Origin of the sequence: Sulfuritalea hydrogenivorans sk43H, assembly GCF_000828635.1 — a bacterium.
GTDB classification, from domain to species: domain Bacteria; phylum Pseudomonadota; class Gammaproteobacteria; order Burkholderiales; family Rhodocyclaceae; genus Sulfuritalea; species Sulfuritalea hydrogenivorans.
Genome location: NZ_AP012547.1, coordinates 2533448 through 2560022, shown reverse-complemented (window position 1 = coordinate 2560022; position 26575 = coordinate 2533448). Strand labels below are relative to the sequence as shown.

Sequence of the window (26575 nt, the reverse complement as noted above, 5' to 3'; positions counted from 1 at the left end):
CGGCGAGGATTGTTCGACTGGAAATGCGAAGCGCTATTTGCCCGGCATGGTCCATACCCCGTCCCATTCGCGGGGCGGTGGCGCGTCGCGGTAGATTCCGCAGCGCTCCAGGTAAATCCGCGACGGGCCGTCGGCGGGGTTGGCGGCCAGCGCCCGGAGGAAGCAGCGTTCGGCGCGGGCCCATTCGCGCTGGCGGTAGAGCGCCAGTCCTTCGCCGAAGGCACCGAGCGCTTCGGCGCGGTGCGGGAAGCTCTCGTCGGTGTGATGGCCGAGTGCCTCGTGGATCGCCACCGGCATTTCCCTGCCGCGCACGCGGATCAGGTCGATTTCGCGGGTCGGCTCGTGGTCCTTGATGGCGGCATGGGTCGAGTCGCAGATCAGGATCGAGGTGCCGTAGAACTTGTTGGCGCTTTCCAGCCGCTCGGCGAGGTTGACCCGGTCGCCGATCACGGTGTATTCCATGCGCTTCAGCGAGCCGATGTTGCCGGCGACCACGTTGCCGGTGCTGATGCCGACGCCGATGCGGATCGGCTCGCCGCCGCGCGCCACACGGCGCAGGTTCAACTCGTGCAGGCCGGTGATCATCCGGTTGCCGACCATGACCGCGTTGCTCGCGTCGTCCTTGCTTTGCAGCACCGAGCCGAACACCGCCATGATCATGTCGCCGATGTACTTGTCGAGCACGCCGTTGTGGGCGAAGACGATATCCACCATGTCGGTGAAGTACTCGTTGAGCAGGGCGACGGTTTCCTTGGCGCCGAGGCGTTCGGAGATCGAGGTGAAGCCGCGGATGTCCGAGAACAGCACGCTGACGTCGCGGCCGGTGCCGCCCAGCACCGCCTCGCCGCTTTCCAGCAGCTGGTCCACCACGGTCTTGCTCATGTAGCGCGACATGGTGTTGCGCAGGCGTTTTTCGCGGGTGATGTCCTCCATCATCAGCATGTAGCCGATGGCCTCGTTGCGCATGCTGGTCAGCGGCACGGTGGCGAGGTTCACCGAAATCGCGTCGCCGTCCTCGACGAACAGGTCGGTGTCGACGGTGATGTCGGTGCGTCCCGAGGCGCGGACTTTTTCCAGGCTCTTCACCACCCAACCGTTGCGGGCGGTGAAGTGCTCCTCCAGCGTGCGGCCCAGCAGTTCCCCGGCGCTGCGGCGCAGGATGCGCAGCGCCGCTTCGTTGACCTTCCGCAGCACGCCGTTGGCATCCAGCGTCAGCACGGCGTTGTTCATGCTGTGCAGGATGGCTTCGTTGTAGTTGCGCTCGGCGCTGACTTCCTCGAACAGCTGCGCGTTTTCGATGGCGACCGCGGCTTGCGCCGAGAAGGCGCGCAGGCGCCGTTCGTCGGCGCTGCCGAAGACGCCGCCCTTGCGATTGAGTACCTGCATCACGCCGATCTTGCGTTCGCCGCGGGCGACGATCGGCATGCACAGCATGCTGTGGGTGCGGTAGCCGGTCTGCTGGTCGAATTCGGGGTTGAAGCGGGGGTCGCTGTAGGCATCGACGATGTTGATGACCCGGCCACTGCTGAAGCATTCGCCGGCGATGCCGGCGTTGGCCGCGAAGCGGATGCCCTCGCTGGCCATGCCGCCGGCGACGCGGGAAAACAGTTCGTCGCGGGCCGGATCGTGCAGGAACAGGGTGCCGCGATCGGCATCGAGCAGAGCGGTTGCCGCGCTCATGATTTTTGCCAGCAGGGGATCGAGATGGATCTCGGAGACGATCGAGATGCTGACTTCGAGCAGCATCGCCTCCTCGCGCTGCTGGCGTTCGACCTTCTCGAACAGGCGCGCATTTTCCAGTGCCGCCGAAGCTTGCAGCGACAGCCCTTCGAGCAGTCGCTGGTCTTCCGTGTCGAAATCGCCGACATGCTTGTTCAGCACCTGGGTGATGCCGATTACCTCGTGATGCTTGTTGCGGATCGGCACGCAGAGGATGTTGCGGGTGCGGTAGCCGGTGCGCCGGTCGACGTCCTGGTTGAAGCGTGCATCGAGATAGGCGTCGGGAATGATTTCGGCCTGGCCGCTGGTGAACACCGAGCCGGCGACGCCCAGATGGCTGGGGAAGCGGATTTCGCCGATGACGTCGCCTTGCATGACGCGCGAAAACAGTTCGTTTGTTTCGGCGTCGAAAAGAAACAGCGAACTGCGGTCGGCGTTCAGCGCTTCGGTGACGACTTCCATCAGGCGCGGAAACAGGACGTCGAGCGACAGGCTGTCGGAAACCCGGTTGGCGATGTCGGCCAGCGCCGTGGTACGGCGCAGCATTTCGGTAATCCGGAAGAACAGCTCGGCCTTGCCCGATTCGTCAAGCCCGTGCAGCAGCCGCTCGATGTCTTCCTGATGCAGACGGTGTTCCAGAATCTCGCGGATGGTTTCGAAGCCGATTTGCATACGCGGCGCGGGCAGAAGCTCCGTGAACGGAAAGTGCTTGTATTGTAACCATAATCCGGAAGCGCTCAGGCACCGAGATCGGCGTGGCGCGGACAGGAAACCAGATGGTCGTTGACCATGCCGGTGGCCTGCATGTGGGCGTAGACCACGGTCGGCCCGATGAAGCGGAAGCCGCGGCGCTTGAGTTCCTTGGACAGGGCTTCGGCTTGCGGCGTGATGGCCGGAATCTGGTCCATCGTGCGCCAGCGGTTGATGCGCGGGCGGCCGTCGACGAAAGCCCACAACAACTGATCGAGGCTCAGGCCCTGTTCGTAAAGCTCCAGCGTGGCGCGGGCATTGCCGATGCTGGCCGCGATCTTGAGCCGGTTGCGGACGATGCCGGCGTCGCCCAGCAGGCGTGCGACGTCACGTTCGCCGTAGCGGGCAATCTTCACCGGGTCGAAGTTGTCGAAGGCGCGGCGGTAGTTTTCGCGCTTCCTGAGGATGGTGATCCAGGACAGCCCGGCCTGCGCGCCTTCGAGGATGAGGAACTCGAACAGCGTGCGTTCGTCGTGGCAGGGCACGCCCCATTCCTTGTCGTGATAGGCAACGTAGAGCGGATCCTCGCCGCACCAGGGGCAGCGCGCCGTGGCGCCGGCGCCGACTTTCGCCATTCAGTTCAGAACCAGCACGCCGCGCTTGAGGCCGTGGTCTTCCGGATGGGACGAAAGCACGAAGCCCAGGCTGGCGACGAATGCCAGCATGCGAGCGTTTTCGGCGAGGAAGTCGCCATGCATGTAGCGCAGGCCGGCGCTGCGCGCGGTGTCGATCAGGATGCCCATCAGGCGGCGGGCCAGTCCCCGGCCCTGCCAGTCGTCGGCGACGACGATGGCGAACTCGCAGGATTCGCCGTCCGGGCTGGTGGCGTAGCGGACGACGCCGATTTCCTTTTCGACACCGTCGGCGTCGATGGTCGCGACAAACGCCATTTCGCGGTCATAGTCGATTTGCGTGAGCCGGACCAGCTGCGCCGGCGACACTTCGCGGATGGTGTTCATGAAGCGCATGTAGCGCGTTTCGGGCGACAGCGCCTTGACGAACTCCTGTTCCATGCGGACGTCTTCCGGCTTGATCGGGCGGATGGTGACCCATGAGCCGTCCTTGGCCTGGAAGCTGGACTTGAGGTGCGTCGGATAGGGATGAATCGCCATGTGGTCGTAGCGTCCGGCGGTGATCGGCATGTTCTCGATCTCGATGCGGGCGTCTACCGCCACGGCGCCGTGTTCGTCGACGATCAGGGGGTTGATGTCCATCTCGCTGATCCACGGCAATTCGCAGACCATGGCCGAGACGCGCAGCAGCACGGATTCGATCGCCTCCATGTTGACCGGCGGCATGTTGCGGAATTCGCCGAGTCGGGCGGTGGTCCGGGTCGAGGCCAGCATGTCGGCGACGAGGACCGAGTTGAGCGGCGGCAGGGCCACGGCGCGGTCGCTGCTGTAGGCCTCGACGCTGGTGCCGCCGGGGCCGAAAACGATGGTGGGGCCGAAGATCTTGTCGCGCGTCATGCCGACCACCAGTTCGCGGCCGTTGGGTTTCTGGATCATCGGCTCGATGGCGATGCCGTTGATGTGCGCGTCGGGACGGTTCTTCTTCACCTCGTCCATGATTTCCAGCCAGGAGTCGCGCACCGCGGCGAGGCTGTTCAGGTTGAGGCGGACGCCGCCGGAATCGGTTTTATGCACGATCTGCGGCGAATCGATTTTCATCACCACCGGCAGGCCGAGTTCTTCGGCCAGCACCATGGCTTCGGAGGCGGAGCGGGCGACCATGGTTTGCGCGATGGGAATCTTGAAGGCGGAGAGCACGGCCTTCGATTCCATTTCGTTGAGCGTCTTGCGTCCTTCCATCAGCGCGGTTTCGATGACCAGTCGCGCCGATTCGAGCCGCGGCGGGGTTTGCTCCGAAATCGAGGGTGGCGTCTGCATCAGCAGCTGGCGGTTGCGGTAGTAGTTGGAAATGTGCGAGAACAGGTCGACCGCCGGCTCGGGCGTGCGGAAAGTGGGAATGCCGGCGCCCTGGAACAGCTTGCGCGCCTCGTTCACCTGCTCTTCGCCCATCCAGCAGGTGACCAGAGGCTTGTCGCTCTGCCGCGCCATTTCGATCACCGTGCGCGCTGCCTGGGTCGGGTCGGTCATCGCCTGCGGCGTGAGGATGGCCAGCACGCCGTCGATGTTGTCGTCATCGATGCAGGCCTGAAGCGCGACGCCGTAGCGCGTCGGGTCGGCGTCGCCGAGGATGTCGATCGGATTGGACTTCGACCAGGTGGCGGGCAGCAGCTCGTTGAGCCGCGTGATGGTGGCCGCATCGAGTTGCGCCAGCGGGATGCCGATGTCGGCGGCATGGTCGGCCGCCATGACGCCGGGGCCGCCGCCATTGGTGATGATTGCCAGGCGCTTGCCGCGCGGCCGGAAGTGGGAGAACAGGGCGGAAGCGGCCGCATACATCTGGCCGACGTTGGCCAGGCGCACGACGCCGGCGCGGCGCAGCGCGGCATCGAACACGTCGTCGGCGCCGACCAGGGCGCCGGTGTGGGAGCGCGCGGCCTTCTCGCCGGCCGGATGCTTGCCCACCTTGATCAGCAGCACCGGCTTGCAGCGGGCGGCGGCGCGCAGCGCGCTCATGAAGCGGCGCGCGTTCTTGATGCCCTCGATGTAGAGAAAGATGTTCTCGGTGCGCGGGTCGGAGACCATGTAGTCGAGCACTTCGCCGAAGTCGATGTCGCCTTCGGCGCCGAGTGAGACCACATTGGAGAAGCCGACCTTGTTCGGCAGCGCCCAGTCGAGGATCGCCGTGCACAGGGCACCGGATTGCGAGATCAGGCCGATGGTGCCGGCATGCGCGAAGCCGTGGCCGAAGGTCAGGTTGATGTGGCTGCCCGGGCGCATGATGCCGAGGCAGTTGGGGCCGAGCAGGCGCATGCCGTGGCGGCGGGCGCTTTCCAGCGCGGCCCGTTCCAGCGCGCCGCCGCGCGGGCCGGCTTCGGCGAAGCCGCCGGAAATGACAATCGCGTTTCTGCAGCCGGCCCGGCCGCAGGCATCGACGATGTCGGGGACGGTTTCCGCCCGGGTGCAGATGACTGCGATATCCAGCCGCTGCGGAATCGTATCCACCGCCGGATAGCTTTGCTGCCCGAACACGGTTTCGTGTTTCGGATTGACGAAGAAGAGCTTGCCCTTGTACCCGGAATCGAGCATGTTGCGAACCAGGGTGACGCCAATCGAATTCGGTGTTTCCGATGCGCCGATGATGGCGATCGATTTCGGCTCGAACAGGGTGTGCAGGTAGTGTTGCTCGTTATGCATGGCGGCGCTCCGCAGCGTCGTTGGTCAGGAGGTCAGAAAGGATTGTGCGCTGCAACAAAAGCATAGCACCTTCCCGTCGATCGTGCCTGTCGGAGTGGCTTACAAATGAACCGGGTTTCTCTGCTTGCTGTGCAGATAGTGCCCGTAATGGCGATCTGCGTTGAGGATGTGGTTGACCAGCCAGTCGGTCAGCAAGCGCTTGACGCGGAAGGCCAGGTAGACGCGATTTTCCTCGCCGCGCTCGATCTCGCGGCGCAACTCGCCGAAGTATTCGAAAAAGCGCTGATGCTGTCGTACATGCAGGTCGAGGAAGGGATAGCCGTCCGCCACCATGAGCTCTTCCTCGATCATGAAATCGTTGGCGGCGGCGAACTGTATCTGTGCCAGCAGCGGCGGTGTCAGGTCCCATGCGCCGACATTCACCGCGCGGGCCAGTCCGTTCATGTCGGCCAGCAGGTTCTTGTGCGCGGCATCCACTGCCGCATGGCCGAATGAATATTCCTCGCGCCAGCTGGAGGTCAGTTCGGCCTGCCGATTGCCCAGCCCTCCGACGGGATTTTCGCAGCGCTCGAGATAGACGCGCGCGGCGTCGTCGTCGGGCGCGATGGCAAGGCAGGCAATCAGCCGCTCGCGCGAGGTGAGGATGTCGTCGAGGTGATAGTAGGCCAGCGCCAGTTCAAAGGTCTTCAGCGTCTCTTCCTTGGCCCGCCGCAATGGCGCGGGGTCGCCGTTGAAGACTTCATACACCGATTGGTTGTCCTGCTTGCCGCGTACGTGGGTGCGGTCGAGAAAGCGGATCGACCACTGGCTGGGTTCGTCGAGGCAGTACAGGGTGTATTCGCTGATCAGGATCGATACCCGGTATTCCTTGGTCAGGCGTTCGAGCCGCGCCGCGAGGTTCACCGCGTCGCCGATCACCGTGCCGTCCATGCGCGCCGCGCCGCCGATGGTGCCGAGGATGACGATGCCGGTGTTGATGCCGATGCCGATCTTGATCGGACGATAACCGGCGCGCTGGCGGCCGTCGTTGTATTCTTCGAGCCGTTGCAGCATTGCCAGGCTGCAGCGCAAGGCGGCATCCGGCGATTCGGGAAACAGCGCCATGATGGCATCGCCGATGTACTTGTCGATGAAGCCGCCATGAGCGGTGATGATCGGCTCCATCTGGATCAGATAGGAGTTGAGGAAGTTGAAGTTCTCCTGCGGGCTCATCGACTCCGACAGCGAGGTGAAGTTGCGGATGTCGGCGAACAGGACCGTCATCTTGCGTTCGACCTGCTGCCCGACTTCCACTTTGCGGATGTCTTCGATGCCCAGCAGGTTGAGGAATTCGCGCGGCACGAAGCGGCCGTAGGCTTCGGTTGTCGTAGTCAGCCGTTCGCGCAGGGCATCGGGATTGTCCTGTGGGTTGCCAGCCTGCGTGCGCGGTGTCACGGGCATGAAGTGTCGAGCCCTGATGGCCTGTGCCTTGATTTGGAGTCAAAATGATACCCGACATGACACAACATATGAGCGAAATGACCTCGCATTGGGTTGAGCGCTTCATGCCGCTGATCGCGGCGGGCGGCTCGGTGCTCGATCTGGCATGCGGTGGGGGGCGGCATTCGCTGCTGCTGGCCGGGCACGGCTACCGGGTGGAAGCGGTCGATCGCGATGCCGGGTCGCTGGCGGAAATTTCGGCCAGGGCGCCCGGCATCGCCACGCGGGAGGCGGACCTCGAAGGCGGTCCGTGGCCGTATCACGGCCGTGCCTTCGACGGCATTGTCGTTACCAACTACCTGTATCGGCCGCTGCTGCCGCTGCTGCTCAATGCGCTGGAGGTCAATGGCGTGCTGATCTACGAAACCTTCATGGTCGGCAACGAGCGCTTCGGCAAGCCTTCCAATCCGGCGTTTCTGCTGCGCCCCGGCGAACTGCTCGACGTGGTGCGGCGGCGCCTGGTCGTGGTGGCGTTCGAACAAGGGGAAGTCGCCGCGCCGCGACCGGCCGTGGTGCAGCGCCTGTGCGCAACGCGACGCATCGATCCGCTGCTGCCGCAATAGCCGCCGCGGTTCATCGTTCGCGGCGGCAATTCACGCCGCGAATCCGGCCAGCCGTCGGATCCGGCTGGCGACGCGGGCCGGTTTTTCCGAGACTGCGGCCATCCCGTGCGAGCGGGCAATCCTTCAAGGAGAACATCATGGCCTGCCATTCCCGTTTCATCGATGATCCGAATCTGTCCGTCGCCGAACGCGATGCCCGACGCCAGGTGCATGGCCTGCGCAACTTCTACAAGCATCTCGTGGTGTTCGCGGTGATCAACTCCGGCCTTGCCGCGATCAACCTGATCGCCTCGCCCGAGCGTCTGTGGTTCTACTGGCCGCTGTTGGGCTGGGGGGTATGGCTGACACTGCATGCCTTCGCCACCTTTGCGCGCGGCCGCTGGCTGGGCGCCGAGTGGGAGGAGCGGAAAGTCCGGCAACTGATGGCCGGCAAGAGCGTGGAATAATCCGCCGATGTCGTCGCTGATCGCCACCCTGGTCTTCAATACCCTGATCGCGGGGTTTCTCACCGCGCTCGGGTTTGGCGGCGGCTTCGCCGTCAATCTGGTGTTCTCGCAATGCGCCGGCTTGAGCATCCTGGCCCTGATCCAGATGGTGCTACGCCTGCCCCTGGACGGTGCGGCCCGCGGCGCCGGCGTGGCCGCGGCCGTGGTGGCGGGGGCGCTGGTCGGCGGCGCGCTGGGCCGGCTGCTGACGGGGCTGGGCGCTTCGCCCGACGGTTCGCACGAAACCCAGGCCTTGCTGATCGGCTTGCTGTTCGGCTCCATCGCCGCCGGATTTTTCTGGCTGCGGCAGCGCAATGCCCAGCTCGAAAGCGATTTGCAGGCACGCGAACTGGCCCGGCTGGAAGCCGAGAAGCAAAGCCTTGCCGCGCAATTGCGCATGCTGCAGGCGCAGATCGAGCCGCACTTCCTGTTCAATTCGCTGGCCAACGTCGCGGCGCTGATCGACACCGACCGGAAGCTCGCCGGCAGTTTGCTGGAAGCCCTGATCCGTTATCTGCGTTCGAGCCTGGCCCGCACGCGTGCCGAAGGCGGCACGCTGGGCGACGAGGTGGCCCTGCTGACGGCTTACCTTGAAGTGCTGAAGGTCCGCATGGGGAATCGCCTCGACTACCGCTTCGACATCGTGCCCGAGCTGCTGGCCGCGGCCTTCCCGCCGATGCTGCTGCAACCCCTGGTGGAAAACGCCATCCGCCACGGACTGGAGCCCAAGGTGGCCGGAGGGCGCATCACCGTATCCGCGCAAAAGCAGGGCGAGCGCCTGCGGATTGCGGTGGCCGACGATGGCCTCGGTTTCGGCGAGACGCCCGGTGACGGCATCGGCGTTCGCAATGTGCGGGATCGCCTCGCGGCGCTCTACGGACCGGCGGCGCGCCTCGAACTGAGTTCGGGAGTCGGCGCCGGCGCCACGGCGACGATGAGCATTCCGCTCGGGGTGCCGGCATGAAGGCGCTGATTGCCGACGACGAGCCGCTGCTGGCGGCGCATCTGAAGGCGCGCCTGGCGGAATTGTGGCCGCAACTCGACATTGCCGGCGTCGCCGCCAACGGCATCGAGGCGCGCGACATGTTCGAGGTCCTGCGGCCGGACATTGCCTTTCTCGACATCCGCATGCCGGGCCTGAGCGGCCTGGAAGTCGTCCAGGCGCTGTCGCCGGAAGCGCGCAAGCGTTGTCGCGTGGTATTCGTCACGGCCTACGACGAATTCGCGGTGCAGGCCTTCGAGCGCGAAGCCGTGGACTACCTGCTGAAGCCGGTGGCCGACGACCGGTTGCGGGTGGCCATCGAACGGCTGCAACGCGCGTCGCCAGGCTCGGCCGCCACGCAATCCGACGACCTTCTGCTGCGCTTGCAGGCGCTGTTGCCCAAGCCTGCCGAACATCTGCGCTGGGTGCGCGCCTCGGTCGGTAATGAGGTGCGGCTGGTGGCGACCGACGAGATTTGCTACTTCCAGGCCACCGACAAATACACGGCGGTGTTCACGCGGGACGCCGAACTCCTGATCCGCATCCCGGTCAAGGAGCTGCTCGAACAGCTCGACCCGGAACAGTTCTGGCAAGTGCATCGCGGCACGCTGGTGAATGTGCGGCAGATCGTTGCGGCGCGCCACGATGCGCTCGGTCGGGTCACGCTGAAACTCAAGGATCGTCCCGAAGCGGTGGCCGTGAGCCGCGGCCACGCGCATCTGTTCAGGCAGATGTAGCGAGGATTTCGGCGGCCAGTCTGTCGAGCGCCGCCGCATCGAGCCGATCCGTCGCGTAGCGGGTCGCGGCGGCGAACGAGTCGTAGTTGGCGGTTTGCGAACGCTGGTAGAGCGGGTCGTAGTGCTGCGTCAGCAGTTCTTCCACCAGCGCCGGAAAATCCCGCGCGGCGATCAGCAGGCTCCAGCGCTCCAGTGTCTCGTTGCTTTGCAGGCCCTTGAGGTGGCCGAGCCGCTCGATCAGCCAGGCCGGGTCGGCAATCGCGTAGTCATAGTCGCGCAGCAGGAAGTCGACGCGGGCCGGCAGCGGGGCGTCGATGCGCAGGCCGGGGGCGCCGCGGATTGCGTCGAGCAGCGCATCGGGTACCTGCAAACGGCCGATCTTGCGACTCTCGGCCTCGACGAATACCGGCTGCGTCAGGTCCAGCGCGGACAGCGCGGCGAACAGTTGCGTCTCGAAGCCTTTCTGCGCCGGCTGCGGCTGGCCGGGCAGGTTGCCCAGCACCGAACCCTTGTGCGCGGCCAGTTCTTCGAGGTGCAGCACCTGCCCGCCGCGCGCCGCCAGGGCTTCCAGCAGGCGGCTCTTGCCGCTGCCGGTGGCGCCGGTGACGACGCGGAATTTCACTTGCGGCGGCAGCAGCGCCAGTTGCTCGATGACATGCTGGCGCCAGCTCTTGTAGCCGCCCTGGATGCGATGCGCATCCCAGCCGATCTCGCGCAGGATGTGGCTGAAGGCGCCGCTGCGCTGGCCGCCGCGCCAGCAATACACCAGCGGCCGCCAGCTCTTGGGCTTGTCGAGCATGTGCTGTTCGATATGGCGCGCGACGTTCTTCGCCACCAGCGCCGCGCCAAGTTTTTTCGCTTCGAACACCGAGACCTGCTTGTAGAGCGTGCCGACCCGGGCGCGTTCCTCGTCGTTCAGCACCGGCATGCTGATCGCGCCTGGCAGGTGGTCTTCGGCGAACTCGGCCGGGGCGCGGGCGTCGATCAGGGTGTCGAATTCGGCGAGCTGTGCTACCGTCGCCACTCCCTTGGGCAGTTTTTCGGACATGAATCCAGACCTGTGTGTTTCAGTTGAGCAGCGGTTTGAGCGCGCTCCAGACGTGATCGAGGATTTTCGGCTGCGCGGCGGCGGTGGGGTGCAGGCCGTCGGCCTGGTAGGCATTCTGGTCGAGGGCGATGGGTTCCAGCAGGAAAGGCAGCAGGGCGACCTTCTGCCGTTTGGCGACATCGCGGAAGGCGGCATCGAATTCCTGCGTGTACTGCGGCCCGTAATTGGGCGGCAGGCGCATGCCGACCAGCAGGACGCGCGCGCCCTGTTTTCTGGCAAGCGCCGCCATGAATCCGAGGTTGTCCTTCATCGCCGCCACCGGCAGGCCGCGCAAGCCGTCATTGGCGCCAAGTGCGAGAATGACGACGGCAGGCTTGAACTGGGCCAAGGCCGCGGCGAAACGGGTACGTCCGCCGGCGGTGGTTTCGCCGCTGATGCTGGCGTTGGTCACGACGAAGCCGGAACCATTGGCCTGCAGGCGCTGTCCGAGCAGGGCCGGCCAGCTCTGGCTGACGGCGATGCCGAAGCCGGCGGAAAGGCTGTCGCCATAGACGAGAATGCGTTTTTCGGCCGCGCTGGCGGCGAAGCTGCAACAGATCAGCAACAGAAAACAGGAACGGGAGGCAAGGCGTTTGAGCATGATTCGCAATGAGGTGATGGCCGGCGCGGTGATCGACGCGGTGATCGATGTGGTGTCACTGGGCAAGATCGTGCCCAGCGGCGACGGCACGCTCACGATTCTGCACGAGATTTCCTTTGCCGTGACTTCCGGCGAGGCGGTGGCCATCGTCGGCGCTTCAGGTTCGGGCAAGTCGACCCTGCTCGGGCTGATGGCCGGGCTCGACTTGCCATCCTCCGGCACGGTGCACCTCGGCGGGCAGGATCTGGCGGCGCTGGACGAAGATGCCCGCGCCGCGCTGCGCGGCCGGCTGCTGGGTTTCGTGTTCCAGTCCTTCCAGTTGCTGCCGGCGCTGACCGCGCTGGAAAACACCATGTTGCCGCTGGAACTGGCCGGTAGCAGTGATGCGCGCGCCACGGCCGAGGCGATGCTGGCCCGGGTCGGCCTCGGCGCGCGGCTGGGGCACTACCCGAAACACCTGTCCGGCGGCGAGCAGCAGCGCGTGGCGCTGGCGCGCGCCTTTGCCATGCGGCCGCAACTGCTGCTCGCCGACGAGCCGACGGGGAATCTCGACGCCACCACCGGTGCGCAGATCATCGACCTGATGTTCGCCATGAACGCCGAGGCCGGCACCACGCTGATCCTGGTCACCCACGACGAAGCGCTGGCGCATCGTTGCGGGCGCACGCTGCGCCTGGATGCGGGGCGCATCGTCGGCTGAGGGCGCACCTGGAAAGTCGGCGCTGGGCGGAGCGGGGAATTCGTGGAGCACTGCTCCACGCCCGCGCAGCCGGCTGGCTATGCAGAGCCAGCCGTGGAGCGACGGCGATTCAGGCGTCGAGAACGCCCCGCGCGGCCGCCACGCCGCTCCTGACCGCGCCTTCCAGCGTCGCCGGGTAATCGCCGGCCACATAGTCTCCGGCCAGCCACAGGCCCGGCAGAGGGGTGCGAGCCGGTGGCCGTTGCAGACCGGGCACGCAGGCGAAGGTGGCGCGCTTCTCGGTGATGGTCTGCACCATGAGCGGGTCCGGCAGTTCGGACACGACGGCGGCGATCTCGGCATGGATGCGGCGCTCCAGTTCGGCTGTCGGCAGCTCCAGATGCCGGCCGCGCGCGCTGATGACGGCGGCGATCAGGCCGTCCTGTTCGCAAAGTTGCGCGCGGTCGAACAGCCATTGCGCGAGCCCGCCATCCACGCCCAGCATGGGTTGCGGCAGGCGCACCCAGTCCGGGTAGCTGAAGTAGCTGGTGACGATGGGTTCCCAGTCGAAGTGTTCCACCTGTCGCGCCAGTTCCGGCACGAGGTTGCCGAGGTGATAGGGCGCGACGGCGAGAATCACTTGTGCGAACGAACCGGCGTCGTCGATGTGCCAGCCGTCCGTCTCGCGCCGCAGTGAAACGACGCGATGGCCGGTATGCACGGCGCCGCCGCGCTGGGCGATGAACGTCGCCGCCGGCTCGGGAAACAGCGCGGTCAGATCCACTTGCGGCAGCAGCATGTCGCTGGCGGAGCGCTCACCGGCGAGGCTGTCGCGCAGGACCTTGGCCAGCACCTGGGCCGAGGCGCGCTCGGCGGGGGTATTCAGCGCGGCGATGCACAGCGGCTCCCACAGGAGTCGGCGCTGGCGGGACGGCGTTTTGTTGCGGTCCAGCCACTCGGTCACGGTGATGTCGGGTTCGATGCGAAATTTGCCGGCCTTCAGCCCCTGCATGAGGCGGATCGCCGCCCATTTTTCGCGCCAGTCGAGGCCGCGCGCCAGCAGCAGGGCAAAGGCGGTATGCAGCGGCGCCGGCAAGCGCGGCGCTTTCATCAGGAATTCGCCGGGGAACTCGAAGCGCAGCGGCGTGCGCCTGAGCAGGGCATCGGGATCGGCGCCGACGGTGCGCATCAGGCGCAGGGTTTCGCTGTAGGCGCCGACCAGGATGTGCTGGCCGTTGTCGACACTGAAGCCCTCGATCGGGACAGAACGGGCGCGGCCGCCGAGCACGCGCGAGGCTTCGAATACCTCGACCTGCCGGCCCGCGGCGGCCAGTTCGACGGCCGCGGCCATGCCGGCATAGCCGGCGCCGATGATGGCAACTTTCATCCTGAAAAATGCGGTTGATCCGCAGATTTCGCAGATTTGCGCAGATGGATCAACAAGATTGGCGCGCCTGGCCCATCACCCATCGGGTTGACCAACGATCGCATCCAACCGAGTGAATTGCCAGGTCTTGATCTGTGAAAATCTGCGTCATCTGCGGAAAATAGGTTCATGCTTTCAGCCAGGTTGTTCCAGCCAGCCACAGCTTGCGCAAGGGCGGCAGCGAAGTGCGGCGATCGAGCACGCGGCAGCCGTCCTTGACGATTTCGTCGAGCGTCGCGCGGTAGATCGCGGCCATGATCAGGCCGGCGCGCTGTGCCTTGCGGTCGGCGGCGGGCAACTGGGCAAAGGCCTGCTGGTACAGCCCCGTGGCGCGTTCCACCTGGAATTCCATGAGCTGGCGGAAGTTGTCGCTGTAGCGGGCCTGCAGCAACTCATCCTCGGCGACGCCGAAGCGCGCCAGTTCGTCCTGCGGCAGGTAGATGCGGCCGCGCCGCGCGTCCTCGCCGACATCGCGGATGATGTTGGTGAGCTGGAAGGCCAGCCCCAGGTCGTGGGCGTACTTGAGCGTCTGGCGATCGGTGTAGCCGAAGATTTCCGCGGCGAGCAGCCCGACCACGCTGGCGACGCGATAACAGTACAGATGCAACGCCTTGAAGTCGGCGTAGCGCGCGTTGTCGAGGTCCATCTCCATGCCGTCGATGATTTCCAGCAACTGTTCCTGCGGCAGCGAGAAGCACTTCAGCGAGGTGGCCAGGGCCTGCGTCACCGGGTGGCTGGGGCGGCCCTCGAACAGGGCCTGCACTTCGCCGCGCCACCAGTCGAGCTGGGCGCGCGACAAGTTGACGTCGGGGCATTCGTCGACCACGTCGTCGACTTCGCGGCAGAAGGCGTAGAGCGCCGTGATGGCCTGGCGCCGCAGCGGTTCGAGGAAGAGGAAGCTGTAGTAGAAGCTGGAGCCGCTTTGCGCGGCGCGGTCCTGGCAGTATTGATCGGGAGTCACGGCGAATTTACCGATGTGTGTCCAGTGGGCGGACCAGCGATTGCCACAGGATCAGCGGCCAGTCGGGAGCCTGGAGCCTGGGCCGGCGATTGAAGACATCGTAATCGACGGCCTCGATTTTATCCAGAATGCGCAGGCCGCCGGCGACGATGGCGCGGATTTCGAGGCCGATGCGTCCCTGCAGGTCCCAGCCCAGCGGGGCGCCGGAAAGCATCAGGGCGCGCGCGCGATTGACTTGAAATGCCAGCAACTGCCGAAAGTCGGTGCTGGCGGGTTTGCCAACTGAGCGACGAAGAACATCACCATCGCTGACGCCGAAGCGCGCCATGTCGTCCTGCGGCAGATAGATGCGGCCGTTCGTACCCTTGCCGGCATCGATGCCCACGTCCTGCCAGTGGTTGATCAGTTGCAGCGCGGAGCAGATGGCATCCGAACGCGTCAGGTTTTCCGCCGTGGCATGGCCAAACAGATGCAGCAGCAGGCGCCCGACCGGGTCGGCCGAGCGGCGGCAGTAATCCATCAGTTCCGGGAAGTCGCGGTAGCGATCCTTGCCCACGTCCTGCATGAAGGCATCGAGCAGGTCGCGGAACAATTGCAGCGGCAGGCCGTAGCTTGCAATCACCGGGCGCAGGCGCAGGAATACCGGATGCTGCGTCGGACGGCCCTGTTCGATCGCGTCCAGTTCGGCCTGGTAGCCGGCCAGCAGTTCGCGGCGCTGATCGGGCGGCAAATCGCCTTCGTCGGCGAAATCGTCCGCGCTGCGGGCAAAGCCGTAGATGGCCGCCACCGGCTCGCGCAGGGGGGCCGGCAGAAGCACCGAGGCAACGGGGAAGTTTTCGTAGTGATCGACGGCCATTCGGAGGGCGCGGGGCAGAGGTCCGGAAGCGGGATTCTACCGGGGCTATGCACCGGATTTGTCGCCCTGTTCAAGCTTCCGTCGGCTGTCCCGCAAACCCGAAAGCGGGTAAAATTCGCCATTCAGATCGTGTCGATGTCGGCTTGGATGGCCGGCTGCGGCATGGGCCCAAGTGGCGGAATTGGTAGACGCACCAGATTTAGGTTCTGGCGCCGCGAGGCGTGGGGGTTCGAGTCCCTTCTTGGGCACCAGTATCGGGGCGTCGCCCGCGGGCTTGGCGCCGGTGCAGTTTTTTCAATGAATTTTTTCAGTGATGGATACAGAAATGACGGACAAGGCAACGACGGACGTGGCAATCGACACCAGCAGCGCGCTGGAGCGGCGCATCGAAATGACGGTGGCGCTGGCCGAGATCGACAAGGATGTCGAACAGCGCCTGAAGCGCATGTCGCGCACCGTGAAGGCGGCGGGTTTCCGTCCCGGCAAGGTGCCGATGAAGCTGGTCGCCCAGCAATACGGCTCCCAGGCACGCTCCGAGGCGATCGGCGCCGCGGTGGAAAAAGCCTATGGCGAGAAGGTCCGCGAGCAGAACCTGCGCGTTGCCGGCTATCCGCGCATCGAGCCGAAGGCCGATGCCAGCCCAGGACTGCTGGGCTTCACCGCGATTTTCGAGGTCTATCCCGAGGTCACGCTGGCGGATATTTCCGGCCAGGCGATCGAAAAGCCGACCCTGACGGTGACCGACGCCGAACTCGACAAGACGCTCGACGTCCTGCGCAAGCAGCGCACCACCTACGTCGAGACCGATCGCGCGTCGGCCAAGGAAGACCGCCTGGTGATCGACTTCGTCGGTCGCAAGAACGGCGAGGAGTTCCCCGGCGGCAAGGCCAGTGACTACTCGGTCATGGTCGGCGGCGGCATGATGCTGCCGGATTTCGAGGCTCAGCTTGAGGGCGTCAAGGCCGGCGACAAGAAGACTTTCGATGTCGCCTTCCCCGCCGACTACCAGGCCCCGGAGCTGGCCGGCAACACCGTGCAGTTCGAGATGACGGTGAAGAAGGTCGAGGCCGCCAGGCTGCCGGAGATCGATGCCGAGTTCGCCAAGCAGCTCGGTGTCGCCGACGGCGATACCGCCAGGATGCGCGTCGAAGTCCGCTCGAATCTGGAACGCGAAGTGAAGAAGCGCCTGCTGGCCAAGGTCAAGGAGCAGGTCATGGAGGCGCTGCTGAAAGTGAATCCGATCGAGGTGCCGAAGGCACTGGTTGCGATGGAGGCCGAGCAGATGGCCGAAACGGCGAAACGCGACATGGAATCGCGCGGCATGGGCATGAAGAACATCCCGGTCGAGGCGTCCTGGTTCACCGAGCAGGCGACGCGGCGGGTCAAGCTGGGCCTGCTGCTGGCCGAATTGGTCAAGGAAAAGGATCTGCACGTCAAGCCCGAGCAGGTGCGCGCCATCGTCGACGAATTCGCCGAGACTTTCGAAGACCCCAAGGAAGTGGTGCGCTGGTACTATTCCCAGCCACAACGTCTGGCCGAGGCCGAGGCGCTGGCGCTGGAGAACAACGTGGTGGATTGGGTGCTTGCCAATGCCAAAGTCAGCGAAACCCCCATCGCCTTCGATGCGCTGATGGGAAATGCAGCATGATCCTGCCGGAGATGTCCATGTACGGTTCGCGACAAAGCGGTGGCGCCTTCGATGCGCCGACACCCGACACCCAGGCGCTGGGCATGGTGCCCATGGTCATCGAGACCAGCGGACGCGGCGAGCGGGCCTATGACATCTATTCGCGCCTGCTGCGCGAACGGGTGATTTTCCTGGTTGGCCCGGTCAACGACGCAACGGCCAATCTGATCGTGGCGCAACTGCTGTTCCTCGAATCGGAAAATCCGGACAAGGACATCTTCTTCTACATCAATTCGCCGGGCGGTTCCGTTACCGCCGGCATGGCCATTTATGACACGATGCAGTTCATCAAGCCCGATGTGTCGACGCTGTGCATCGGGCAGGCCTGCAGCATGGGCTCCTTCCTGCTCGCCGCCGGCGAAAAGGGCAAGCGTTACTGCCTGCCGAATTCGCGCGTGATGATTCATCAGCCGATGGGCGGCTTCCAGGGGCAGGCCTCGGACATCGAGATCCATGCCAAGGAAATCCTGTTCCTCAAGCAGAAACTCAACAGCATGCTGGCGCAGCACACCGGCCAGTCGATCGAGCGCATCGAGCGCGATACGGATCGCGACAACTTCCTGTCCGCCGAGGCGGCGGTGGAATATGGTCTGGTCGACAAGGTGCTGAGCAGCCGCGGCGAAGCCGCCGAGCCGACCAAGGCTTGATCGTTCGCGGGGACGGAGACGAAGATGGCAGAAAAGAAATCGGGTAGCGGCGAAAAACTGTTGTATTGCTCCTTCTGCGGCAAGAGCCAGCATGAAGTCAAGAAGCTGATTGCCGGCCCTTCCGTCTTCATTTGCGACGAGTGCATCGAACTCTGCAACGACATCATTCGCGACGAGATTGCCGCCGAACCGGATGGCGCGCCGAAGCGCGATCTGCCGGCGCCGAAGGAAATCCGCGAGATGCTCGACCAGTACGTGATCGGGCAGGATGCGGCGAAGAAGATCCTCGCCGTCGCGGTCTACAACCACTACAAGCGCATCCGCCATCAGGAAAAGGGCAGCGACGGCATCGAGCTGTCGAAGAGCAACATCCTGCTGATCGGCCCCACCGGTTCGGGCAAGACCCTGCTGGCGCAGACCCTGGCGCGCACGCTCAACGTGCCTTTCGTCATGGCCGACGCGACGACGCTGACCGAGGCCGGCTACGTCGGCGAGGACGTCGAGAACATCATCCAGAAGCTGCTGCAGAAGTGCGACCACGAAGTCGAGAAGGCGCAGCAGGGCATCGTCTATATCGACGAAATCGACAAGATTTCGCGCAAGTCGGACAATCCATCGATCACCCGCGACGTTTCCGGCGAAGGCGTGCAGCAGGCGCTGCTGAAGCTGATCGAAGGCACGGTGGCCAGCATTCCGCCGCAGGGCGGGCGCAAGCACCCGAACCAGGATTTCATCCAGATCGACACCACCAACATCCTGTTCATCTGCGGCGGTGCCTTCGACGGCTTGGACAAGGTGATCCGCAATCGCTCCGAGAAGGGCGGCATCGGTTTCGGCGCCGAAGTGAAAAGCCGCGATGCGAGCAATGTCAGCGAGACGCTGAAGCAGGTCGAGCCCGAGGACATGATCAAGTTCGGCCTGATCCCGGAGTTGATCGGCCGCCTGCCGGTGATCGCGACCTTGCAGGAACTCGACGAAGAAGCCTTGGTCGAAATCCTCATTGAACCGAAGAATGCCCTGATCAAGCAGTATCACAAGCTGTTTGCCATGGAAGGCGTCGAGCTTGAAGTGCGGCCGTCTGCGCTGCAGGCGATTGCGAAGAAGGCGCTGAAACGCAAGACCGGCGCTCGCGGCTTGCGCTCGATCCTGGAAAGCGTGCTGCTCGATACCATGTACGAACTGCCCACCATGGACAGCGTGAGCAAGGTCGTGATCGACGAAAGCACCATCGAAAGCGGCGCCCAGCCGTTGATGATCTACGCCGACCAGCCCAAGGTTTCGGGCTCGAACTGAGTCTTCGCAAGCTCTGATCCGGCGGCCGGGTTTGACAGTGGCCGCCTTGAATACCGGTCAGCCGCCCCCATGTGGGTGGCGTGACTCATAACCGAAGGACACGATGATGTCTGGCACACCCGATTCCCTGATTGAAACCCAGTCCCTGCCGTTGTTGCCCCTGCGCGACGTGGTGGTATTCCCGCACATGGTGATCCCGCTGTTCGTCGGGCGACCCAAGTCCATCAAGGCGCTGGAAACAGCGATGGAAAGCGGCAAGAACATCCTGCTCGTGGCGCAGAAATCCGCCGCCAAGGACGAGCCGGTGCCGGAGGACATGTACGAGATCGGCTGCCTCGCCAACATCCTGCAAATGCTCAAGCTGCCGGACGGCACCGTCAAGGTGCTGGTCGAGGGCGTGCAGCGCGCGCGCGTGCTGCGCATTGAGGATCAGCGTGCGCTGTTCGTCGCCGACATCAGCCTGATTCCGGTCGAAGAGCGTACCGACAACGAGATCGAGGCCCTGCGTCGCACCGTGCTGGCGCAGTTCGACCAGTACGTGAAGCTCAACAAGAAGATTCCGCCCGAGGTGCTGACCTCGCTGGCCGGCATCGAGGAAGCCGGGCGTCTGGCAGACACGATTGCCGCCCATCTGCCGCTGAAGCTCGAACAGAAACAGGAAGTGCTGGAAGTCTTCGGCGTGCCGGAACGCCTTGAAAAGCTGCTCGGCCAGCTGGAAGCCGAACTCGACATCCTGCAGGTCGAAAAGCGCATCCGCGGCCGCGTCAAGCGCCAGATGGAGAAGAGCCAGCGCGAGTACTACCTCAACGAGCAGGTCAAGGCCATCCAGAAGGAACTCGGCGAAGGCGAAGACGGCGCCGACATCGACGAGATGGAAAAGAAGATCAAGGCCGCCGGCATGAGCAAGGAAGCCCTGGCCAAGGTCAACGCCGAGGTCAAGAAGCTCAAGCTGATGTCGCCCATGTCGGCCGAAGCCACCGTGGTGCGCAACTACATCGAAACCGTGCTGGCGCTGCCCTGGAAGAAGAAGTCGCGTATCAGCAAGGATTTGTCGGCCGCCGAGAAAATCCTCGATCGCGACCACTACGGCCTCGACAAGGTCAAGGAACGCATCGTCGAGTATCTCGCCGTGCAGCAGCGCGTGGACAAGGTCAAGGCGCCGATCCTGTGTCTGGTTGGTCCCCCTGGCGTGGGCAAGACCTCGCTCGGCCAGTCGATCGCCAAGTCCACCAATCGCAAGTTCATCCGCATGGCGCTGGGCGGCGTGCGCGACGAAGCCGAGATTCGCGGCCACCGCCGTACTTACATCGGTTCGATGCCGGGCAAGATCCTGCAGAACATGACCAAGGTCGGGGTCAAGAATCCGCTGTTCCTGCTCGACGAAGTCGACAAGATGGGCCAGGATTTTCGTGGCGATCCCTCGTCCGCACTGCTCGAAGTGCTCGATCCCGAGCAGAACCACACCTTCCAGGACCATTACATCGAAGTCGATTTCGACCTGTCCGATGTCATGTTCGTCGCCACGGCGAACACGCTGAACATTCCGGCCGCCTTGCTCGACCGGCTGGAGGTGATCCGTCTCTCCGGTTATACGGAAGACGAGAAGGTCAATATCGCCATGCGTTACCTGGTGCCGAAGCAGATGAAGAACAACGGCATCAAGCGCGACGAGCTCGGCATCACCGAGGACGCCCTGCGCGACATCGTGCGCTACTACTCGCGCGAAGCCGGCGTGCGTGCGCTGGAGCGCGAGATTTCCAAGATATGCCGCAAGGTGGTGAAGTCTCTTGTCATGAAGGCGCGCAAGAACAAGATCGTGGTCAACAACAAGAACCTCGACAAGTTCCTCGGCGTGCGCCGCTACAGTTTCGGCATGGCGGAAAAGGAAAACCAGGTCGGCCAGGTGACCGGTCTGGCATGGACCGAGGTCGGCGGCGAACTGCTGACCATCGAAACCGTTGCCTTGCCCGGCAAGGGCAAGACCATGACCACCGGCAAGCTCGGCGAAGTCATGCAGGAGTCGATCCAGGCCGCGCTGTCGGTGGTGAGGAAGCGCAGCCAGGCCCTCGGTATCGCCGATGATTTCTACCAGAAGAACGACATCCACATCCACCTGCCCGAAGGCGCGACGCCGAAGGACGGCCCGAGCGCCGGCATCGCCATCTGCACCGCGCTGGTGTCGGTGCTGACCGGCATTCCGGTGCGCGCCGACGTGGCGATGACGGGCGAGATCACCTTGCGCGGCGAAGTGTTGCCCATCGGCGGCCTCAAGGAAAAGCTGCTGGCGGCCGTGCGTGGCGGCATTCGCCTGGCGCTGATTCCCGAAGAGAACGTCAAGGACCTGGCGGAGATTCCCGACACCATCAAGAACCGCATCGAGATCCAGCCGGTGCGGTGGATCGACAAGGTGCTCGAGTTTGCCCTGGAGCGCATGCCGGAGCCTCTGCCCGAAAAGGCGGCAACGCCAGCGGTGGCGGTGGTTGCCGAAGATGCCGCGGTAACAGGCGTCGTGACCCACTGACAGGCAGCGAACTGGTAGAATTGCCGCCGGCTGCCCGAGGTGGGCAGCTTTGTTCAGCGGGTGCTTAGCTCAGTTGGTAGAGCGTCTGCCTTACACGCAGAATGTCGGCGGTTCGACCCCGTCAGCACCCACCAAATAACCCGCTCGAACAAAGGCGAACATCGGTTCGCCTTTGTCGCATTCAGGGTCTTCAACGCATGTTCGATTTCATTCGCAACAACAAGAAAATCACCCAGATTTTCCTCGCCCTGATCACGCTTCCGTTTGCTTTCTGGGGCGTCGATTCCTATGTGCGCAACGCCGAGGTCGGGGCGGGTGTCGCCACCGTGGGCGGAGCCAAGATCACGCGGCAGGAGCTGCAGTCGGCCATGCGCGAACAAGAGGACCGGATGCGTGCCCAGCTCGGCGGCAAAGTCGATCCGGCGATGTTCGAAACACCGCAGATGCGTCGCGCCGTGCTCGATTCACTGGTCACGCAACGCCTGCTGGCGGAGCAGACGCAGAAAGCCCGGCTGACGGTGGGCAACGAGCAGCTGGTGCAGTTCATTGCCAGCGTTCCCTCGCTGCAGGAAAACGGCAAGTTTTCCAAGGAGCGCTATGAAGCGCTGGTTGCCGCGCAGGGCATGAGCAAGGAAATGTTCGAAGCCCGCCTGCGGCAGGACATGGCCATGCAGCAGCTGATGCTGCCGGTGATCGAAGCCGGCATCACCGGGCAGGTTGCCGCCAGCCGCTGGCTGGCAACGCAAGTGGAACAGCGCGAGATCGCCGAGGCGCGCCTGATGCCAGAAGCCTATGCCGGGCGGGTGAAGCTTGCCGCCGATGCGGTGCAGAAATATTACGAGGCCAATCGCAGCAAGTTCGAACTGCCGGAGCAGGTGCGCGCCGAGTTCCTGGTGCTGAGCCGCGATGCGATGATCATGCAGGCCTCGGTAAGCGACGAGGAAGCCAGGGCGGCCTATCAGTCGCGCGCGGATCGCTACAAGGAAGCCGAGACGCGCCGTGCCAGCCATATCCTGATTCGCGCGGCGAAGGATGCGCCGGAGGCGGAGGCCAAGGCGGCCAAGGCCAAAGCCGAGGAACTTCTGCTTCAGGTGAAGAAGACGCCGGCCGATTTCGCCAGGATTGCCAAACAGAATTCGCAGGATCCCGGTTCCGCCGAGAAGGGCGGCGATCTGGACTGGTTCGGTCGCGGGGCGATGGTCAAGGCCTTCGAGGACACCGCCTTTGCGCTCAAGGAAGGACAGATTTCGGACGTGGTGCGTTCCGATTTCGGCTTTCACGTGATTCGCGTGACGGGCGTGCGCGCCGAGCGCAGCAAGCCGTTCGACGAGGTCAAGGCCGAACTTCTGGCTGAGCTCAAGCGCGAGGCCGGGATGAAGAAATATGCCGAAGCCGCGGAAGCTTTCGGCAACACCGTGTACGAACAGTCGGACAGCCTGAAGCCGGCGGCGGAGAAGTGGAAGCTGGAGATTCGTCAGTCGCAATGGCTGGCGAAAGGCAGCAAACTGGCGCCGCCCTTCGACAATCCGAAATTGGCCGCTGCGCTGTTCAGCGACGACGGGCTGAAGAACAAACGCAACAGCGAGGCGGTCGAAGCCGCGCCGGGCGCCCTGGTGTCGGCCCGCGTGCTTGAGCACAAACCGGCCGCCTTGCAGCCGCTGGAGGTGGTCAAGGGCGACATCGAGAAGTACCTGGTGCGCGAGGAGGCATTCAAGCTGGCGACCAAGGACGGCGAGGAAACGCTGGCGCGCCTGGCAAAGGGCGAAGCGGTCGACCTCAAGTGGTCGCCCGCGCGCAATGTCAGCCGCACCGCGGCGCAAGGGCTGCCGGCCGATTCCCTGCGGGCGGTGTTCAAGGCCGATACCGGCAAGCTGCCCGCTTACGCGGGTGTCGCGGTGCCCAACAACGGCTATGCGCTGTATCGGATCGGTGCGGTCAAGCGCATCGGCGAGGTCGACAAGAACGATCCGCTGGGACGCGCGCTGGCCCAGCAATACGCCCGCTTCATTGCGGAGGAAGAGTTCTCGGCCTGGATGTCGACGCTGAAGGAGAAGTATCCGGTCGAGATCAACAAGGCCGCGCTGGAAAGCAAGGATCGCTGATCCACCGAAACGCAAAAACAAAGCCCCGCGATGCGGGGCTTTGTTTTTGGAGCCGCGAAAACCGCGCTAAGCCGGCAACGGATCAGCGTTGCCCATGGCGGTGGTATGCGTGCCACCGTCGCAGTAAAGAATCTCGCCGGTAATGCCGCTGGCCAGGTCGGAGAGCAGGAAGGCGGCGGCGTTGCCGACTTCGTCGATGGTGACATTGCGGCGCAGCGGCGCGTGGTGGGCGTTGTAGGCCAGCAGCTTGCCGAAGTTGCCGATGCCGGAGGCGGCCAGGGTCTTGATCGGACCGGCGGAGAGCGCGTTGGCGCGGATGCCTTGCGGGCCGAGGCAGAAGGCCAGGTAGCGCGTTGCCGCTTCGAGGCTGGCCTTGGCCAGTCCCATGGTGTTGTAGTTGGGCATGGTACGCACCGCGCCGAGGTAGCTCAGCGCCAGCAGCGACGGGTTGTTGCCCTTCAGCAGCAGCGGCCGTGCCGCCTTGGCCAGCGCGGGATAGCTGTAGGAGGAGACGTCGTGCGCGATGCGGAAGGATTCGCGCGTCATGCCTTCGAGGAAGTCGCCTTCGATGGCGTCGTTGGGGGCGAAGGCGATCGAGTGCACCAGGCCGTCCAGCCCGTCCCAATGCTTGCCGAGTTCGGCGAAAAGCGCATCGATCTGCGCGTCGTCGGCAACATCGCAGGGATAGATTGCCTTGGAGCCGAATTCGTCGGCAAACTTGGCGATGCGGTCGCGAACGCGCTCGTTTTGATAGGTGAAGGCAAGCTGCGCGCCTTCACGGTGGCAGGCCTTGGCGATGCCGTAAGCAATTGACCGGTTGGAGATCAGACCGGTGATCAGAATGCGTTTGCCAGCGAGAAATCCCATCGCTTTTTCCTTGGTTCAATCCAGCGGCGGATTATAGCGGATCGGCTTAACTCGCCGGCATGCGTAGCGTGCTCCCCTGCCTATTTCTCTTGTCGCTGACGGCTTGCGGCAATGCCTGAAATGTCCCCCTGCGTGGCCGCCGATTGCGGCAGGCACGAGCAGCTATATACCGCCTTCATCGATCACCCCACGCATCTCGATCCGGTGTAGTCCTGCAGCGAGGACGAGATTACGTTCACCGCGCAGATGCATGAGCCACTGCCGCTGTTGGTGGTGATGCTCTGCGCCGAGATATAGCCCGCTGAAATATGGGGATCGCCGTAGCGCCGGCGCCGTCCGCAGGGGATACCGCCCCGGCTCTGCCGGAGGCATAACTCTTCAGATTGCTTCGTCGATCGGCTGCCACTCGCCGTGGCGCAGCACTTCGAGCGGGCGGAAGCGGGCCTTGTAGGCCATCTTGCGGCTGTCCTTGATCCAGTAGCCGAGATACAGCCAGGGCAGGGCCACGTGCTGGCACTGGGCGATCTGCCAGAGGATGGCGAAGCTGCCGTAGCTGGCATGCGGGATGTCGGGATCGTAAAACGTATAGACCGACGAGAGCCCGTCGGCCAGCACGTCGATGATGCTGACGATGCGCAGGATGCCGTCTTCGCGGAATTCGATCAGCCGGCTGTCGACATGGGTCTGCAACAGGAAGTGGGCGTACTGGTCGCGGCTGTCCTGGTCCATGCCGCCGCCGCAATGGCGCGCCGCCTGGTAGCGCTGGTAGAGCTGATAGTGTTCCTCGCGAAATGTGAGGCTGCATTCGCGCGCGGTGAGCGCCGCATGCTGGGCGAGGGCGCGGCGCTGGCTGCGGTTGGGCACGAAGTTCGCCACGTCGAGCCGTACCGGCTGGCATTCGCGGCAGGCATCGCAATAGGGCCGGTAGGTGAACACGCCGCTGCGGCGGAAGCCGGCGCGCACCAGTTCGCTGTAGGTGGCGCTGTCGATCAGGTGGGTGGGCGTGGCGACCTGCGAGCGGGCGACGCGTCCCGGCAGGTAGGAGCAGCCGTAAGGCGCCGTGGCATAGAACTGCAACAGGGGGAAGGGCGGCAGGTCGCGCAGGTGGGTCATGCGAATGTCACGCGAATGTCACGCGATGCGCCTGAAATGGCCGTCGATGGCCGCCGCCGGCCACTGCCCCGGGGCATCGCCTTGCACACACAAGGCATCCAGCCGCGCGGCGAAGTCGCGGCGGGAAATCGGTCGGGCACCGAGCGAGGCGAGGTGAGAGGTTTCCATTTGGCAATCGATTATGCCGAATCCGCGCCGCTTGAGGTGGGCGCACAAATGGGCAAGCGCAATTTTCGATGCGTCACGCACATGGGTGAACATCGATTCGCCGTAAAAGGCCCGACCGATCGCGATGCCGTAGAGGCCGCCGGCAAGTTCTCCGTCGATCCAGGTTTCCACGCTGTGCGCGTAGCCCAGCCGGTGCAGTTCGCGATAGGCGGCCTGCATTTCCCCGGTGATCCAGGTGCCGGCCTGACCCTCGCGCGGCTTGCTGGCGCAGGCGTGGACGACCTCGCCGAAGGCGGTGTCGAGCCGCACTTGGTACTTCGCATTGCGCAGGGTTTTCGCCAGCGAGTCGGATATCCTGAATTCGTCGGGAAGCAGCACCATGCGCGGATCGGGGCTCCACCACAGGATCGGTTCCCCCGCCGAATACCACGGGAAAATGCCGCGCCGATAGGCGGCGAGCAGGCGTTGCGGACTCAGGTCGCCGCCGGCGGCAAGCAGGCCGTTGGGGTCGGTCAGCGCCTGTTCCAGCGCAGGGAATACGGGTTCAAGCGGCAGCCAGGGAATCATTCGGGCGGGTTCTTCGCTC

At 64.4% G+C, this 26575-nt stretch carries 22 protein-coding genes and 2 tRNA genes; 12 read left to right on the top strand and 12 right to left on the bottom strand.

The window, feature by feature from the left end; translation table 11 throughout:
* Positions 1–33 precede the first annotated feature (33 nt).
* The 4 genes from SUTH_RS12315 to SUTH_RS12300 form a co-directional block, all read right to left on the bottom strand.
* Complete coding sequence (locus tag SUTH_RS12315) at positions 34–2391, bottom strand: GAF domain-containing protein (RefSeq protein ID WP_052473598.1); 2358 nt, start codon at positions 2389–2391, stop codon at positions 34–36.
* A gap of 65 nt (positions 2392–2456) precedes the next feature.
* Complete coding sequence (locus tag SUTH_RS12310) at positions 2457–3044, bottom strand: DNA-3-methyladenine glycosylase I (protein WP_041099609.1); 588 nt, start codon at positions 3042–3044, stop codon at positions 2457–2459.
* Positions 3045–5735 carry a bifunctional acetate--CoA ligase family protein/GNAT family N-acetyltransferase gene (locus tag SUTH_RS12305; RefSeq protein WP_041099607.1) on the bottom strand — a complete coding sequence of 897 codons (2691 nt, stop codon included), beginning with the start codon at positions 5733–5735 and terminating at the stop codon, positions 3045–3047.
* Positions 5736–5834: 99 nt separating this feature from the next.
* Complete coding sequence (locus tag SUTH_RS12300; protein WP_052473597.1) at positions 5835–7175, bottom strand: adenylate/guanylate cyclase domain-containing protein; 1341 nt, start codon at positions 7173–7175, stop codon at positions 5835–5837.
* A gap of 77 nt (positions 7176–7252) precedes the next feature.
* On the opposite strand from SUTH_RS12300, the gene SUTH_RS12295 reads away from it, so the two are divergent.
* From SUTH_RS12295 to SUTH_RS12280, 4 genes are all read left to right on the top strand, one after another.
* Positions 7253–7777 carry a class I SAM-dependent methyltransferase gene (locus SUTH_RS12295; RefSeq protein ID WP_231851004.1) on the top strand — a complete coding sequence of 175 codons (525 nt, stop codon included), beginning with the start codon at positions 7253–7255 and terminating at the stop codon, positions 7775–7777.
* A gap of 137 nt (positions 7778–7914) precedes the next feature.
* The gene (locus SUTH_RS12290) at positions 7915–8223 is read left to right on the top strand and encodes a 2TM domain-containing protein (protein ID WP_041099603.1); all 309 of its coding nucleotides are present in this window, start codon (positions 7915–7917) and stop codon (positions 8221–8223) included.
* A 7-nt stretch (positions 8224–8230) separates the two neighbouring features.
* The gene (locus SUTH_RS12285; protein WP_052473596.1) at positions 8231–9226 is read left to right on the top strand and encodes a sensor histidine kinase; all 996 of its coding nucleotides are present in this window, start codon (positions 8231–8233) and stop codon (positions 9224–9226) included.
* Entirely contained in the window at positions 9223–9981 is a 759-nt protein-coding gene (locus SUTH_RS12280; protein ID WP_041099601.1) for a LytR/AlgR family response regulator transcription factor, read from the top strand. Before SUTH_RS12285 ends, SUTH_RS12280 begins: the two co-directional genes overlap by 4 nt.
* On the opposite strand, the gene mnmH is transcribed toward SUTH_RS12280, so the two are convergent.
* Both mnmH and SUTH_RS12270 read right to left on the bottom strand, forming a co-directional pair.
* A complete protein-coding gene (gene mnmH, locus SUTH_RS12275; protein ID WP_084207382.1) occupies positions 9968–11029 on the bottom strand; it encodes a tRNA 2-selenouridine(34) synthase MnmH in 1062 nt (353 codons plus the stop codon). The genes SUTH_RS12280 and mnmH overlap by 14 nt on opposite strands.
* A gap of 19 nt (positions 11030–11048) precedes the next feature.
* Complete coding sequence (locus SUTH_RS12270; protein WP_084207381.1) at positions 11049–11669, bottom strand: arylesterase; 621 nt, start codon at positions 11667–11669, stop codon at positions 11049–11051.
* Between SUTH_RS12270 and SUTH_RS12265 the strand changes: the two genes are divergently transcribed.
* Positions 11668–12369, top strand: coding sequence for an ABC transporter ATP-binding protein (locus SUTH_RS12265; protein WP_041099599.1), 702 nt, complete (start codon positions 11668–11670; stop codon positions 12367–12369). The genes SUTH_RS12270 and SUTH_RS12265 overlap by 2 nt on opposite strands.
* A 109-nt stretch (positions 12370–12478) precedes the next feature.
* On the opposite strand, the gene hpnE is transcribed toward SUTH_RS12265, so the two are convergent.
* The 3 genes from hpnE to hpnC all read right to left on the bottom strand — a co-directional run bounded on the left by hpnE (position 12479) and on the right by hpnC (position 15591).
* Entirely contained in the window at positions 12479–13735 is a 1257-nt protein-coding gene (gene hpnE, locus SUTH_RS12260; RefSeq protein WP_041099597.1) for a hydroxysqualene dehydroxylase HpnE, read from the bottom strand.
* A 166-nt stretch (positions 13736–13901) separates the two neighbouring features.
* Complete coding sequence (gene hpnD / locus SUTH_RS12255; protein WP_041099595.1) at positions 13902–14735, bottom strand: presqualene diphosphate synthase HpnD; 834 nt, start codon at positions 14733–14735, stop codon at positions 13902–13904.
* A 7-nt stretch (positions 14736–14742) separates the two neighbouring features.
* Positions 14743–15591: a squalene synthase HpnC gene (gene hpnC / locus SUTH_RS12250; RefSeq protein ID WP_041099593.1), complete on the bottom strand. Its 849-nt coding sequence runs from the start codon at positions 15589–15591 to the stop codon at positions 14743–14745.
* A gap of 166 nt (positions 15592–15757) precedes the next feature.
* Here hpnC and SUTH_RS12245 point away from each other — a divergent pair.
* From SUTH_RS12245 to SUTH_RS12215, 7 genes are all read left to right on the top strand, one after another.
* A tRNA-Leu gene (locus tag SUTH_RS12245) sits at positions 15758–15842 on the top strand.
* A gap of 74 nt (positions 15843–15916) precedes the next feature.
* Positions 15917–17239 carry a trigger factor gene (gene tig / locus SUTH_RS12240; protein WP_052473595.1) on the top strand — a complete coding sequence of 441 codons (1323 nt, stop codon included), beginning with the start codon at positions 15917–15919 and terminating at the stop codon, positions 17237–17239.
* Positions 17240–17256: 17 nt separating this feature from the next.
* Positions 17257–17925: an ATP-dependent Clp endopeptidase proteolytic subunit ClpP gene (gene clpP, locus SUTH_RS12235; protein ID WP_052473848.1), complete on the top strand. Its 669-nt coding sequence runs from the start codon at positions 17257–17259 to the stop codon at positions 17923–17925.
* A gap of 24 nt (positions 17926–17949) precedes the next feature.
* A complete protein-coding gene (gene clpX / locus SUTH_RS12230; protein ID WP_041099591.1) occupies positions 17950–19218 on the top strand; it encodes an ATP-dependent Clp protease ATP-binding subunit ClpX in 1269 nt (422 codons plus the stop codon).
* Positions 19219–19321: 103 nt separating this feature from the next.
* Entirely contained in the window at positions 19322–21739 is a 2418-nt protein-coding gene (lon, locus tag SUTH_RS12225) for an endopeptidase La (RefSeq protein WP_408054952.1), read from the top strand.
* A 58-nt stretch (positions 21740–21797) separates the two neighbouring features.
* Positions 21798–21873 (top strand) — tRNA-Val (locus SUTH_RS12220).
* Positions 21874–21936: 63 nt separating this feature from the next.
* A complete protein-coding gene (locus SUTH_RS12215; RefSeq protein WP_041099590.1) occupies positions 21937–23841 on the top strand; it encodes a SurA N-terminal domain-containing protein in 1905 nt (634 codons plus the stop codon).
* Between the two features lie 66 nt (positions 23842–23907).
* Here the strand turns inward: SUTH_RS12215 and fabI are convergent, their stop codons facing one another.
* The 3 genes from fabI to aat all read right to left on the bottom strand — a co-directional run bounded on the left by fabI (position 23908) and on the right by aat (position 26556).
* The gene (fabI, locus tag SUTH_RS12210; RefSeq protein ID WP_041099588.1) at positions 23908–24708 is read right to left on the bottom strand and encodes an enoyl-ACP reductase FabI; all 801 of its coding nucleotides are present in this window, start codon (positions 24706–24708) and stop codon (positions 23908–23910) included.
* 378 nt (positions 24709–25086) lie between these two features.
* A complete protein-coding gene (locus SUTH_RS12205; RefSeq protein WP_041099586.1) occupies positions 25087–25821 on the bottom strand; it encodes an arginyltransferase in 735 nt (244 codons plus the stop codon).
* Positions 25822–25839: 18 nt separating this feature from the next.
* Positions 25840–26556: a leucyl/phenylalanyl-tRNA--protein transferase gene (gene aat, locus SUTH_RS12200; RefSeq protein WP_041099584.1), complete on the bottom strand. Its 717-nt coding sequence runs from the start codon at positions 26554–26556 to the stop codon at positions 25840–25842.
* Positions 26557–26575: the final 19 nt, after the last annotated feature.

Bases quoted from the DNA above. Each gene is read 5' to 3' on its own strand.
- SUTH_RS12270 (WP_084207381.1), bottom strand. From the start codon at position 11,669: ATGCTCAAACGCCTTGCCTCCCGTTCCTGTTTTCTGTTGCTGATCTGT.
- SUTH_RS12215 (WP_041099590.1), top strand. From the start codon at position 21,937: ATGTTCGATTTCATTCGCAACAACAAGAAAATCACCCAGATTTTCCTC.
- SUTH_RS12305 (WP_041099607.1), bottom strand. From the start codon at position 5,735: ATGCATAACGAGCAACACTACCTGCACACCCTGTTCGAGCCGAAATCG.
- clpP (WP_052473848.1), top strand. From the start codon at position 17,257: ATGTACGGTTCGCGACAAAGCGGTGGCGCCTTCGATGCGCCGACACCC.
- aat (WP_041099584.1), bottom strand. From the start codon at position 26,556: ATGATTCCCTGGCTGCCGCTTGAACCCGTATTCCCTGCGCTGGAACAG.
- SUTH_RS12285 (WP_052473596.1), top strand. From the start codon at position 8,231: ATGTCGTCGCTGATCGCCACCCTGGTCTTCAATACCCTGATCGCGGGG.
- SUTH_RS12315 (WP_052473598.1), bottom strand. From the start codon at position 2,391: ATGCAAATCGGCTTCGAAACCATCCGCGAGATTCTGGAACACCGTCTG.
- SUTH_RS12300 (WP_052473597.1), bottom strand. From the start codon at position 7,175: ATGCCCGTGACACCGCGCACGCAGGCTGGCAACCCACAGGACAATCCC.
- hpnC (WP_041099593.1), bottom strand. From the start codon at position 15,591: ATGGCCGTCGATCACTACGAAAACTTCCCCGTTGCCTCGGTGCTTCTG.
- tig (WP_052473595.1), top strand. From the start codon at position 15,917: ATGACGGACAAGGCAACGACGGACGTGGCAATCGACACCAGCAGCGCG.
- hpnE (WP_041099597.1), bottom strand. From the start codon at position 13,735: ATGAAAGTTGCCATCATCGGCGCCGGCTATGCCGGCATGGCCGCGGCC.
- clpX (WP_041099591.1), top strand. From the start codon at position 17,950: ATGGCAGAAAAGAAATCGGGTAGCGGCGAAAAACTGTTGTATTGCTCC.
- lon (WP_408054952.1), top strand. From the start codon at position 19,322: ATGATGTCTGGCACACCCGATTCCCTGATTGAAACCCAGTCCCTGCCG.
- SUTH_RS12290 (WP_041099603.1), top strand. From the start codon at position 7,915: ATGGCCTGCCATTCCCGTTTCATCGATGATCCGAATCTGTCCGTCGCC.
- SUTH_RS12310 (WP_041099609.1), bottom strand. From the start codon at position 3,044: ATGGCGAAAGTCGGCGCCGGCGCCACGGCGCGCTGCCCCTGGTGCGGC.
- SUTH_RS12280 (WP_041099601.1), top strand. From the start codon at position 9,223: ATGAAGGCGCTGATTGCCGACGACGAGCCGCTGCTGGCGGCGCATCTG.
- fabI (WP_041099588.1), bottom strand. From the start codon at position 24,708: ATGGGATTTCTCGCTGGCAAACGCATTCTGATCACCGGTCTGATCTCC.
- mnmH (WP_084207382.1), bottom strand. From the start codon at position 11,029: ATGTCCGAAAAACTGCCCAAGGGAGTGGCGACGGTAGCACAGCTCGCC.
- SUTH_RS12265 (WP_041099599.1), top strand. From the start codon at position 11,668: ATGATTCGCAATGAGGTGATGGCCGGCGCGGTGATCGACGCGGTGATC.
- SUTH_RS12295 (WP_231851004.1), top strand. From the start codon at position 7,253: ATGACCTCGCATTGGGTTGAGCGCTTCATGCCGCTGATCGCGGCGGGC.
- SUTH_RS12205 (WP_041099586.1), bottom strand. From the start codon at position 25,821: ATGACCCACCTGCGCGACCTGCCGCCCTTCCCCCTGTTGCAGTTCTAT.